At 54.0% G+C, this 12,659-nt stretch carries 10 protein-coding genes; 8 read left to right on the top strand and 2 right to left on the bottom strand.

Annotation, left to right across the window (positions count from 1 at the left end):
* Positions 1–83 precede the first annotated feature (83 nt).
* The 5 genes from NSQ73_RS02865 (at position 84) to NSQ73_RS02885 (ending at position 6,236) form a co-directional block, all read left to right on the top strand.
* Complete coding sequence (locus tag NSQ73_RS02865) at positions 84–1,646, top strand: ABC transporter ATP-binding protein (RefSeq protein WP_039307286.1); 1,563 nt, start codon at positions 84–86, stop codon at positions 1,644–1,646.
* Complete coding sequence (locus NSQ73_RS02870; protein ID WP_340985326.1) at positions 1,639–2,685, top strand: ABC transporter permease; 1,047 nt, start codon at positions 1,639–1,641, stop codon at positions 2,683–2,685. The genes NSQ73_RS02865 and NSQ73_RS02870 overlap by 8 nt, the downstream gene beginning before the upstream one ends.
* Positions 2,682–3,620, top strand: coding sequence for an ABC transporter permease (locus NSQ73_RS02875; RefSeq protein WP_340985327.1), 939 nt, complete (start codon positions 2,682–2,684; stop codon positions 3,618–3,620). The genes NSQ73_RS02870 and NSQ73_RS02875 overlap by 4 nt, the downstream gene beginning before the upstream one ends.
* A gap of 264 nt (positions 3,621–3,884) precedes the next feature.
* Positions 3,885–4,841 (top strand): nucleoside hydrolase, encoded by a 957-nt coding sequence (locus NSQ73_RS02880; protein WP_340985328.1) that lies wholly within the window; start codon positions 3,885–3,887, stop codon positions 4,839–4,841.
* 3 nt (positions 4,842–4,844) lie between these two features.
* On the top strand, positions 4,845–6,236 hold the full coding sequence (locus tag NSQ73_RS02885; RefSeq protein ID WP_340985329.1) for an ADP-ribosylglycohydrolase family protein: 1,392 nt from the start codon (positions 4,845–4,847) through the stop codon (positions 6,234–6,236).
* 110 nt (positions 6,237–6,346) lie between these two features.
* Here the strand turns inward: NSQ73_RS02885 and NSQ73_RS02890 are convergent, their stop codons facing one another.
* Both NSQ73_RS02890 and NSQ73_RS02895 read right to left on the bottom strand, forming a co-directional pair.
* Positions 6,347–6,901, bottom strand: coding sequence for a UbiX family flavin prenyltransferase (locus NSQ73_RS02890; protein ID WP_042139954.1), 555 nt, complete (start codon positions 6,899–6,901; stop codon positions 6,347–6,349).
* Between the two features lie 153 nt (positions 6,902–7,054).
* Positions 7,055–7,405 (bottom strand): DUF2294 domain-containing protein, encoded by a 351-nt coding sequence (locus tag NSQ73_RS02895; protein ID WP_340985330.1) that lies wholly within the window; start codon positions 7,403–7,405, stop codon positions 7,055–7,057.
* Between the two features lie 211 nt (positions 7,406–7,616).
* On the opposite strand from NSQ73_RS02895, the gene NSQ73_RS02900 reads away from it, so the two are divergent.
* The 3 genes from NSQ73_RS02900 to NSQ73_RS02910 are packed head-to-tail and all read left to right on the top strand — an operon-like array spanning position 7,617 to position 12,550.
* Positions 7,617–9,158 carry a response regulator gene (locus NSQ73_RS02900; RefSeq protein ID WP_340985331.1) on the top strand — a complete coding sequence of 514 codons (1,542 nt, stop codon included), beginning with the start codon at positions 7,617–7,619 and terminating at the stop codon, positions 9,156–9,158.
* Positions 9,159–9,178: 20 nt separating this feature from the next.
* The gene (locus tag NSQ73_RS02905) at positions 9,179–11,002 is read left to right on the top strand and encodes a cache domain-containing sensor histidine kinase (protein WP_340985332.1); all 1,824 of its coding nucleotides are present in this window, start codon (positions 9,179–9,181) and stop codon (positions 11,000–11,002) included.
* A gap of 3 nt (positions 11,003–11,005) precedes the next feature.
* Positions 11,006–12,550, top strand: coding sequence for a response regulator (locus NSQ73_RS02910; RefSeq protein WP_340985333.1), 1,545 nt, complete (start codon positions 11,006–11,008; stop codon positions 12,548–12,550).
* The last annotated feature ends 109 nt before the right edge of the window (positions 12,551–12,659 follow it).

Genomic DNA, 12,659 nt, shown 5'->3' on the forward strand with positions numbered 1-12,659 from the left:
CTGCAGTTGGAGGCTCTTCTCTTTGGGAGAGCTCCAGCTGCCTATTTTTGCAGACCACCCAAGTTGAAAGGCGTTGATGACCCATGGCAAATGCTCTGCTGGAAATGCGGGGAATCACCAAAGTATACCCGAATGGCGTTGTTGCCAATAAGGATGTCGGATTCTCCCTGCGGGAGGGCGAAATCCATGCGATTGCGGGAGAGAATGGAGCCGGTAAATCGACTCTGATGAAAATCATGTTTGGGATGGAGGAGCCGAGTGAAGGCGCGATCTATATCCGGGGAGAACAAGTGAAGCTGCAGTCCCCGCAGGACGCAATTGACCGCGGCATCGGCATGGTTCATCAGCATTTCATGCTGGTGCCTTCTTTTACTGTGGCCGAAAATATGGTGCTGGGCATGGAGCCGCGAAAAGGTGTGGGCTTCAATGCGGGCGAAGCGGTGCGTCTGACGGAGGAAACGGCGCGTAAATATAACCTCTCGGTAAACGCCAGGGCTAAGGTGGAGGATCTGTCGGTCGGCATGAAGCAGAAGGTGGAAATTCTGAAGGCGCTGGTTCGCGGGGCCAAAATCCTCATCCTCGACGAGCCGACCGCTGTGCTGACTCCGCAGGAAACAGAGGAGCTGTTCCATGAGCTGCAGCAGCTTAAGGAGCAGGGCCACACCATCGTGTTTATCTCCCACAAGCTGAAGGAAGTTAAAGCAATCTGTGACCGGATTACCATTATGCGCGGCGGCAGGAGCGAAGGGGTCTTCCAGACCCGCGAGGTGACGGAGCAGGAAATTTCACGGCTGATGGTCGGCCGCGATGTTGTGCTGAAGTACGACAAGGACAGCATTCCGCACGGCAAGCCGGTGCTTAGGGTAGAGCAGCTGGCTGTTTCGGACAGTCAGGGCAAAGCACTCCTCGCGGAGATTAGCTTCTCGGTCCGCGAAGGCCAGATTGTCGGCATCGCCGGCGTCGAAGGGAACGGACAGACACAGCTGATTGAAGCGCTGACCGGCGGTCTGCGCGGCGTCTCCGGCAGCGGGGCGGTTAGTGTAAAAGGCACGGATATCCGCGGGCTGGATATTCTGGGCATCCGCAGCCTGGGCGTATCTTATATCCCGGAGGACCGGATGCGGCAGGGCTCCGCCGGAGACGCCAGCATTGCCGACAACCTGATCTCTACACGCTACCGTTCGAAGGATATGAATAAGGGGCCTTTTCTCCACAGCTCCAAAATTGCTGCTCTGGCGTCATCGCTGGTAGAAGAATTCAAAGTGCGCTGCTCCGGCACCCGGCAGCCGGTCGGCATGCTGTCCGGCGGCAATATGCAGAAGGTGGTCGTTGCAAGGGAGTGCTCCACGAATCCGCAGCTGCTGATCGCCGAGCAGCCGACCCGGGGTGTGGATATCGGGGCCGCACAATTCATTCATCAGAAGCTGCTGGAGCTGCGCTCGGACAAATGCGCCATAGTTCTGGTATCGGCGGATCTGAATGAAATTCTGGAGCTGAGCGACAGTCTGCTTGTGATGTACGAGGGGCAGATCGTTGCGTATTTCGACAATCCTTCTGCCGTGAGTGAGGAAGAGCTGGGACTCTATATGCTGGGAATTAACAGGCAGGACAAAGAGCAGACCGGGAGGGCCTTAAATCATGTTTAGAGCTAAATATTTTGAGGCAATCCGGACGGCAGTGGTTATTGTCATTGCGCTGATTATCGCATTCCTGATCATCTCGCTGGTCAGTGACCAGCCGCTGAAGACGATTGGTATTTTCCTGCTGGAGCCATTCTCCACCAAGGGGCATATCGGCAATGTCATTGAGATGGCCATTCCGCTGATGTTCACCGGCCTTGCCGTCTCGCTGTTGTTCCGGGCCAATATGTTCAACCTGGGGGCAGAGGGGATCTTTTATTTCTCCGGTGTCGTGGCCTCTGTACTGGCGATTCATCTCAGCCTGAACAGCTGGCTGCATCCGCTGGTAGCAATATTGGCAGGCTCTATCACAGGGGCGCTGCTGTCAGCCATTCCCGGAATTCTCAAAGCGAAGTGGAACGCCAATGAACTGGTGACCTCGCTGATGTTCAATAATATCCTGTTCGGGGTGGGGCTATACCTGCTGAACTATCATCTGCGGGATGCCAAGGCCTTCGCCAACGTTTCGTTTAAATTCGAGAAAACTGCGCAGCTGAGCAAGCTTTTTGCAGGCACACGGATTCATACCGGACTTATTATTGTATTGGTGCTGATTGTACTGGCCCATCTGTTCCTCTACCGGACCAAATGGGGCTATGAGCTGCGGATGACAGGTGTCAACCGGGAGTTTGCCCGTTACTCGGGCATGAAGACTGCCAAGGTTATCATTCTCGTGCATCTGATCGCCGGGTTTATTGCCGGGATGGGCGGCTCGGTGGAAGTACTCGGGATGTACAGCCGCTTTCAGTGGACCTCACTGCCGGGCTACGGACTGGATGGTGCCCTGGTGGCGATGCTGGCCAAGAACAATCCGCTGTCTGTCATTGTCTCTGCGCTCTTCCTGGCCTATATCCGCATTGGAGCCGATCTCATGGCGCGGCTGTCCGATGTACCGTCCGAGATGATCTCGATCATTCAGGCTGTGATTATCCTGCTGATTTCCGCTGAGCAGTTCCTCAAGTTCTGGAAGAACCGCATGCTGCTGAAGGAGGCGAAGCAAGCATGAACAGTCTGCTGGATGTCATTCTGACGACGGATTTTGCCTTCTCTGTACTGCGTGTGACAACACCTATCCTGTTCGCTGCACTGGGAGCGCTCATCTCGAACCGTGCCGGCATCATCAACATCGGGATGGAAGGGATTATGCTGGTCTCGGCTCTGGCCGGTGTTATTGTCAGCGCCTATACGCATAGTGCCTGGGTCGGGCTGCTGGGTGCGGTATTGTCGGGAACGCTGATTGCCGGGATTTTGGCCTTTTTCACCTTGAAATTCAAGACGCATATCATTCTAGGCGGTGTGGCGATTAATATGTTCGCCTCAGGCGGAACAGTGTTTATTCTGTATCTGCTCAGTGGGGACAAGGGTTCATCGACCTCCTTGGCAAGCAAAGTACTGCCGAGTGTGCAGATTCCGCTGCTGAAGGATATTCCGGTGCTGGGTCCGATTCTGTCGGGACATCACATTCTGACTTATTTCTCGATTCTGTCTGTGCTTGTGGTCTATTATCTGCTGAACCGCACCCCGCTGGGGCTGCGTATCCGCTCGGTAGGCGAGAATCCGCATGCGGCCCAGTCGGTTGGAGTCAGCGTGGTCCGGATCCAGTACACGGCGCTGCTGCTCAGCGGCTTCTTCGCCAGTCTGGGCGGAGCTTATATGTCGATGGGCTATTTGTCGCTGTTCACCCGGGATATGGTGGCCGGCCGGGGCTGGATTGCGATTGCTGCAGAATCGATGGGCCGGAGCACAACAGTAGGAACAGCGTTAACTTCCCTGCTGTTCGGCGCAGCCGATGCGCTCTCCAATGCTCTTCAGGTGCTGAAGATTCCGGCGGAGCTGATCGCTACGCTTCCTTACGTGGCAACGGTAGTGGGGCTGATTATATACGCGGTCTCGGAGACAAGGAAGAAGAACAAGAAGCTTAAGACAACTGCCACCAAATAGTTGAGGCTATAGGTAGCCTTAATACAACGAAATAGATAGAAAGACAAGCAAGTGGTAGTAACGGAGGGGAAGTTTGAACTGGAGGAGCGTAAGCGACCGCCTTTGTCTGCGGATTTCAACCCAAAAACGACGGTAAAAATACAAGAAATCTGCAGACAACAGCGGCCGGAAGTCCAAATGTTCACCGCAGTTACGATCAACCACAATAGGAGCAGTTTCAATTTCGTTTTAGTTTAGAAATCGACCTATAAAGGAGCGACAACGATGCCAACACCTATCATAATTGACTGCGATCCGGGGCATGATGACGCGATTGCCATTCTGCTTGCGCTGGCTCATCCCGGGCAGCTGGAGATCCGGGGCATTACCACGGTTGGCGGCAACCAGGTTCTGGATAAAATCACCGATAATGCACTCAAGGTGCTTAGCTTTGTAAATGCCGATATTCCCGTAGCCAAGGGAGCGGCGGCTCCGCTGCTTGGTAAGCTGGTAACCGGAGAAGCAGCACATGGGGAGTCCGGCATGGACGGCCCCGCGCTTCCGGCGAGCAAGTTCAAGCCGGTGGAACAGGGAGCGGTAGAATTCATGCTGGAGATTATCCGCGCATCCAAAGAGAAGATTACCCTGGTGCCTACAGCTCCGCTAACGAATATCGCCCTCCTGATTACCGCTTATCCGGAAGTGAAGGACAGAATCGAGAAGATCTCTCTGATGGGCGGCGGGCTGGCCTATGGCAATGTGACCCGGACAGCGGAGTTCAATATATATGTCGACCCGGAGGCGGCGCGGATTGTCTTTGAATCCGGGATTCCCATTGTGATGAGCGGACTGGATGTAACGGATAAGGCGGCGATTTTTGAAGAGGAGATTCAGGAACTGAAAACCCGTGGACCCGTATCGGTAATGGTCGGTGAGCTGCTGGATTTCTATTCGATCTACGGCAAAAAGATGGGATATATCGGCAATGCGCTGCATGACCCGTGCGCGATTGCCTGGCTGCTGCATCCAGAGCTTTTTGAATCGGAGCATCTGTATGTTACGGTGGAGACCGAAGGCAAGCTGACCCGGGGGATGACTGTTGCCGACCGGCGCAAGAAGCCGGAGCAGCCTGCCAATACAGAGGTGCTGCTTGGCGTAGACCGTGAAGCCTTTATTAAGCTGCTGTTTGATTCACTGGAGCGGTTAGACCGCGGGCCCCTGCCTGCGGCGGGAGCATTGTAGCGGATGGCAGGCTGGGAACGTCTGCAGGAGACGGTGCGGCTGGAGCTACAGCAGCGGATTGAGGAAGGCTGCCGGCCAGGCAGTCTGGCAGATAAGCTGGCTGCTGCCGGAAGTGATGAGGGCAAGCTCATGGCGGTATACCGGGAGCTGATGGCCCTTCAGGTGGCTGCCGACTTTCCTTACGAGGAGCCTTCGGATCTGGCGTCGATCAGACGGCTGCGCCCCGGAGGTCCGCGTAAGCTTGCGGTGAATTGGACACCGGAAGAGTGGAGGGACAGGTTCTATGGAGCGTGGCTTGGCCGGAGCGTAGGCTGTGCGCTGGGCAAGCCGCTGGAATACTGGGATTATCTGTACGGGAAGGACGGCCGTACCGGCTGGGAGAACATCGAGCTGTGGTTCCGCGGTGCGGATGCCTGGCCGATTACAGGGTATACACCTGAGTACTCTACGGCCCGGGCGGAATACGGTCTGGGCTTAAGCGACTGGTCATTCACCAGCACCCGGGAGAAGATCAGCTACATGGAGAGTGACGACGATATCCGTTATACGGTCCTCGGTCTGATGCTGCTGGAGCAGAAAGGGCTGGACTGGGATTCCTGGGATATCGGCAAGCTGTGGCACGGGCATCTGACCTACAGCCAGGTATGTACAGCAGAAACACAGGCCTATATGAACTTTGCCGGTGAAACCTCCCATCTGCACGGTGAGAAGCCGGAGGATTGGCCGCTGCGGCAGGAGCGGGTGCGCATGCATCTGAATCCGTACCGCGAATGGATCGGGGCGGCCATCCGTGCGGACGCCTTGGCCTATGGATCGGCCGGGAACCCCGAGCTTGCGGCGGAGCTGGGCTGGCGGGATGCCTCCTTCTCCCATGTGAAGAACGGGATCTACGGCGAAATGTTCAATGCTGCAATGATCTCTGCTGCGTTTGCGGGCCTTGATAACGAGCGGATTGTGGAGATTGGACTCAGCGAAATTCCTCAGACGAGCAGACTGGCCGGGGATGTGCGGACCGGAATAGCCATTGCACAGGAAGCGGGCAGCGAGCGTGAGCTTGTCAGCAGGCTATGGGACCGGTTCAGCCATTATGACCCGGTGCATACCAATAACAACGCCGCCATCGTTGCAGCTTCGCTTATATACGGCGGCAATGACTTTGAGAAAGCCGTGGTTACCTCTGTCTCTGCCGGGATGGATACAGACTGCAACGGTGCCACAGTCGGCTCCATTATGGGAGCGAAGCTGGGCGCAGCCCGGCTTCCCGCCAGTTGGACCGCACCGCTGAATGATCTGCTGTACGCGGATCTGCCGGGCTTCCACCCGATTGCGATTTCGGAGGTTGCCGAACGGAGCTATCAGGTGTTCCTGAAGATCCGTGCAGAGCTGGAAGAATAGGATTAGCTTGGCTTTCATACATTATTTTTCTTAAAAGAACAGGGAAGCCCGCAGCCATGCCACACTGGCTGCGGGCTTCCCTGTTTCGGCAGAAGGCCGGGACAGCCCTCCTAAGCTTCCCCCCAGCGCTTCATCAGCTGATGGTCAATCCCGAGTGCGTCGAGGACGCGGGCATTCATGAAATTCACCAGCTCCCAGATCTCGGTCGGATGATTGTAAAAGCCCGGCGAAGCGGGCATGATATCCGCCCCCGCCCGGGCAATCCGCAGCATATTCTCCAGATGAATCAGATGGAGCGGGGTTTCGCGCGGAACGATAATCAGCCGCCGCTTCTCTTTGAGTACCACACTGGCTGCCCGGCTAAGCAGTGTATCCCCCATGCCGTTAGCGATAGCTCCCAGCGTATTCATTGAACAGGGGATAATCACCATCCCGTCGGTCTTGAAGGACCCGCTGGCCACGGGTGCGAACAGATCCGTATTGGACAGCACGGTGGCGTATCCGGCAAGCTCCTGCATATCCGCGCCGCACTCGTATTTCATCACATTCTCTCCGGCACCTGTGGCGATGACATAGGTTTCAGCCCCAAGCTGATGCAGGCTGCGGATCAGGGAATAAGCGTAAATGGAGCCACTGGCTCCGGTGATGCCGACGATAATTTTCATGGCGTAAGCTCCTTTGAAATGAAAAGAAGCCGCTGAACTAGAGGGGGATCCCTCTAATCAACGGCTTCCTTCAGTCTGTAAACAGAAATCGGGCAAACCTTAGGCCTAATCAGCGCACCCAGAATACAATCCGGACGCCGCCGCTTCTACTTGTTATTCACTGATAATAATAGTGCTGGCCCAGCCTGTACCCGGATCATAATCCCGGAGTACACCGGTGACGGGCAGATCCAGTTCATCGGCCAGCTTCTTCCGGAAGATCCGCTTGAACTCTTGATGTAGCGCAGCATCCACCGACTGCTTCAACTCGGGATAGTTCTCTTCCAGCGCCCGCAGCGCGGTTACCCGCTGATGCTTCACCAGAAAGAGGATCATCGATTCGCCGGCGGCATCTATTCTCAGCTGTGTGACACCCACCCCATACAGTTCCCTATGCACTTCATTGTAGCAGCGGGAGAGGCGCTTCTTGAATTCGTTGGAGGCTAAAAGATTGTGGACCGTCAAGAATATCACTTCCCTGTGTGAGATAATGCCGGATAATCAATAAAATTAACCCTAATTATAGAGAATATCCGCAAAAAGTAAATGACCAATGTTACTTTATGTGACTCCGATATCTGATTAAGTTGTAATTCACATCATTGAACTTGTATGTTAGCATTATTTGTAATTCATTTGCTGACAAAATTTAGATTCGGGGATTGGAGCGAGGCTCATGCTGAAAGTCATGATTGTTGACGATGAACCGTGGGTTCTTGAAGGACTTAGGACGATGGTCGACTGGGAGAAATCCGGTTACGAAGTATGCGCCGAAGCGCTTAGCGCTGTGGAGGCTCTCCGGTTAATTCAGGAGCATAAGCCGGACCTGCTGCTTACGGATATCAACCTTCCCGTAATGAACGGACTCGAGCTGATTGCTGCCGTGAAGGAAGTGATGGATCACCCGCCCAGATTCGTTATTCTGAGCGGATATGACGATTTCAATTATGCCCGCACTGCGCTGCGCCAGAAGGTGGATGGCTATCTGCTGAAGCCGGTCGATGATGAGGAGATCGGGGCGCTGCTCTTGAAGATCAAAGCTATCATCCAAAATGAAATCGCTTCCAGAGAGGAGGGCCGCAAGAAGCAAAACTTCCTGGTCCATAATCTGATCAACCGGTTCATTCAGGGGGAATGGAGCGAAGAGCTGGAGCGCGCAGCGGATAGGCTGATGGACCTTCAGCCTGAGACGGAGCTGCAGTGCATCCTTGCTGCTGCTGTATCAAGCACAATGAGCCTGAATGAAGGGGAGGGGGAAGGATTCCCGGGTGAGCTTGGCTATGTCTTTCAGGACCCTGCGGGCAGGCCGGGTCTTATTGTGCGGTGTGCGGGGATGTCCTCCGAAGCCATTGAGGCGGCCGCCGCCCAGGTGCAGAGGGCACAGTCGGAGAAGCTTGGCGTTCCTGTGGCCGTACTGATCAGCGGCAAGCGGAAAGGGGCGCGCTCCATCCAGGAGTTGTACACACAGAGCCTTGAGGTCTGGGGATTGAAGTACCGCAGGGAGAAGGGTGGAATCTTCTACTATAACGACCTGGGAGCAAAGGGCCAGTCCCTCGAATTAGCTGAAGGGCACTTCACCTGTGTGCTGGAGAAGGTCAAGGCAGGCGAGACCGGGCAGATTCTGAGTTGTGTCAGGGAAGCGTTCGCTGCCATTACGGCCAAGCCGCTGAAGATCGATGCTGCCCAGGCCGAGGTGGCTCATCTGGAGATGACCTTATGCCGTAGCATCGCTGAAATGCAGGGAGATCCCGACCGAATCATGAACGCGATGCGGACGGAGTATGGCAATCTGGGCGGACTCGCGGATTATTACCGGCTGAGTCTGTATGTGGACAAGCTCTGCCTGCAGGCAGCGGCTTATCTGGCTGAATTACGGGCGGATAATGAAGGGAATACGATCTATAATGTCATTCAGTACGTGGATCTTGAATTCCGGAGCAAGCTGCAGCTTCAGGATATTGCCAAGCAGTTTCATATGAATTCGGCCTATTTGGGCCAGCTGTTCCGTAAGGAAACGGGCCGGAGCTTCAGCGATTATCTGAATGAGAAGCGGATTGAAGCGGCCAAGGGCCTGCTTAAGCGCACCCAGCTCAAGATATCGGATATCGCACTGCAGGTGGGCTTTTCGAATACGGATTATTTTATCGACAAGTTCAAGGGGAGGGTTGGTTCTTCACCTTCAGTCTACAAGAATGCCAATAAGAACAAGCAGCTCTGAGAAAGCCGGGTGCATAAGGCATGTGGAGAAAAAGATTCAAATTCACGACGATTGTTAACGATATCCCGCTCAATTACAAGTTCTACCTGATTTATATTGTCGGTGTACTTCTGCCTATAATGGTGCTTAATCTTGTATTTCTGGACCGGATTACGGATCTTATCAAATCCAGAGAACAGCAGAACCTGGAGATTTCCCTGGAGCGGGCGCGCAAGGATATTCTTGATTTCATCGAAGGGGGGGTCTCCGTCGGTTATGCATTGTCTACGGATAAGAATCTGTACGAGATGCTGGACCGCACCTACACGGACTCCATAGAATTCTATAATATGTTCGACGAACAGCTGAGGGACCGGATGAACAGCTACATACCTGTTAACAACCAGCTGGAGCGGATCAGCATCTACACAGACAACCGCACCATTGTATCCGGCGGGAATTACCAGGTCATGAATGACAAGGTATGGGCCAGCGACTGGTATAGACAGGCTAAGAATGCGAGTACCCAGGTGTTTGTGACCGCCTACCGGACAAGTGAGAACAAGAATCTGGCATCGTCAATCCCTACGCTAAGTGTAGTTGAAACGATGGATAATTACAGAAACTTGAATAAGTATGAGAAGGTGCTGCGCATTGATCTGGATCTTAATGAGATCTATGACATTATTGTCCGGGAGAAGGATTACTTAAGCCTCTACCTCATCAATGAGCAGAACAAGATTGTCATGTCAGCGGACAGCGGCTATCAGCGGCTCACCAAAGAACCCTATCCCGTATTCGATCAGCTGGGTAACGGTCAAGGTCAGGAGGAGGATGTTCGGATAGTACCTGTGGGTACGGCCAACTATCTCAAAGGCTGGAGAATTGCCGGAATCACCCAGGGTGAGCGGATTTCCCAGGCGATTCTGGATATACGTCTGTACGCGGCTGGGCTGGCAACAACGCTTACGCTGCTGACCAGCGGATTCATCTATATTATGCTGCGCTCTTACAATTACCGGGTGAAACGCCTGTCCCGTCATATGCAAAAGGTGTCTAACGAGAAGTTTGAGCTGATCACCATCGATGAGGGGCGGGATGAGATCGGCGGCTTAATCCGCAATTTCAACCGGATGACCTCCAGAATCCACTCGCTGATCAACGATGTGTATAAGCTGGAGATCCAGAGCAAGAATCTGGAGATGGAGCGCGTCAGGGCGGAGCTGAACTTCCTGCAGAGCCAGATGAACCCCCATTTTCTGTTCAATACGCTGAATGCGATTCTGGTGGTCTGCACCAAGAATAAGTATTCCGATGTTACGGATATTGTGAAAAGCCTGTCGAAGCTGCTGCGCAGGCTGCTCAGCTGGAAGGAAGACCTGGTGTCGGTGCAGGAGGAGATCACATTCATCGAGATGTATCTCAAAATTGAGAAATTCAGGTTCAGGGATAAATTCGACTATGTGTTTGAGATTGATGAGCAGTCACTGAAATATAAAATTCCGAAGCTGAGCATGCAGCCGCTGGTCGAGAACTCCTGCAAGCATGGATTACAGACGATTGAAGGGCTTGGCATTATCCGGGTGAGCACGGCAGTGCTGGATAACCGGCTGCAGATTAGCGTATCGGATAACGGCAAAGGCATAGAGCCGGATAAGCTTAAAGAGCTGCTGTTCGCCATCCGCAAGGAGGACTCCTCCGGGGCCAATATCGGAATCCGCAACGTCTACCGCAGGCTGGAGCTGTATTATGCCGATCAGGTGCGCTTCGAGATATCCAGCACACCGGGTCTGGGGACCTTGGTCACCTTCGGCATTCCGCTCAGGCTGCTGGAGATGAATCATCCCTTGGAAGGCGAGGTGTAACCAATGAAATACAAAGTATTATTAATTGATGATGAGCCGAGCGCCCTTGAAGGTATGCAGCTGTGGATTGATTGGGAGGAACTCGGCTTCGAGCTGTGCGGAACCTGCGGCAACGGCCGGGAGGGGCTGCGGCTGATGAAGCTGCTGGAGCCGGACCTGGTGATTACAGATGTGAACATGCCGCTCATGAATGGTTTGGAGATGATAGAGGCCTGGCAAGAGCAGGATGCCGGCAGACCCAAGTTCGTGATCCTGAGCGGCTACAGTGAATTTGAATATGCCCGTACGGCCATCAGCTACGGAATCAGCCATTATCTGCTGAAGCCGGTCTTTCCGGAGGAGGCTGCCGAGGAATTGCGGGAAATTCATCAGGAGCTGGAACAGGAAGCGAACCGCAGAATGATTCATGAGATTGCCTCTGAAGAAGAGGCGGTGGCCTTGATTAGAGGACTGCTGTACGGGAAAAAAGCAGACCCGGAGCTTCAGGAGCTGCTGGATCGCCTGCCAGGCTTTCAGGGAGTCAGCATCTGGAATCTTTGTCTGATTCAGACTGTCCCGGAGCTGTATGCAGAGCTGCGGGGAAGGGCGGCTGCCCTGCTGGCCGCCTATCCGGCCATGGTGATGATGGATCTGGAGGCGGGCATACTCGGGATTGTATACGGTATGCCGGCAGACAGACCTGAAGGCGGCACAATAGAAGAGGGGCTGAATATCCTCCGGCAGGAATACGGCAGCGGACAGATCTATATGGCCATTGGAGCCCCGGAGAACTCCCTGCCGGGGATTGCGGAGAGTTACCGCAGTGCCAAAGAGGCTTTGCAGCATTTTTTCTATAATCCTGAGTATGCAGGGATTCTGGCTTACCGCGGGATACAGGGCCATTCCTTCAGCTATCATTATGACCATATCCGGCTGATGGATGCCCTGCTTGATTCTGTTAATCTGCTCGATGCGGACGGTTACCGCAGAGCACTGGAGGAAGCGGACCGCAGCTTCCGTGCACAGCAGGTGGCACCGGAGGTGGTTCGGAAAATTGTGATTCATCTCATGTACCGGATCACCGAGCTCGCACCCGGGGCGGAGGACGGAGGCGGGGAGCAGGGGACGGCAGGGTCTGGAATCGCGGAGATCCAGCAGGCCATGATGCCGCTGGATGAACTGCTCAGCCGCTTATTAATGTGCGGTGAAATGGCAATTGATCTCCTGATGCGTGAGCAGAATCAAAAGTCGCATGGCATTGTGCAGGAGATTAACGAGTATATCGGTGCGCATTTTCAGGAGAGTCTGAGCATTCAGAAGCTGGCAGAGGTCTTCTTCCTGCATCCCGTCTATCTGGGGCAATTGCTGATTAAGAAGAACGGCATGACCTTCAATGAGCAGTTGCATCATCTGCGGATTCAGGAGGCGGCGGTTCTGCTGCGCGGCAGCAAGCTGAAGCTCTCGGAGATAGCTGAACGTGTAGGTTATGTCAATTACGGCCAGTTTTTGAAACGGTTTGAAAAGGAGATGCACATGGGCCCGAATGAGTACCGCCATGCAAAGTTCTAAACTTTTATGGGGGTATACCTTTAATTCGGTCGTATTTTAGCAGGGTAATCACCTCTATAATTCATATATGTAAGTGCTTACAAATTAAAGACCAACACATTATGGAGGT

The sequence above is a fragment of the Paenibacillus sp. FSL R10-2736 genome, assembly GCF_038000245.1.
In the GTDB taxonomy this organism is placed as follows: domain Bacteria; phylum Bacillota; class Bacilli; order Paenibacillales; family Paenibacillaceae; genus Paenibacillus_AQ; species Paenibacillus_AQ phytohabitans.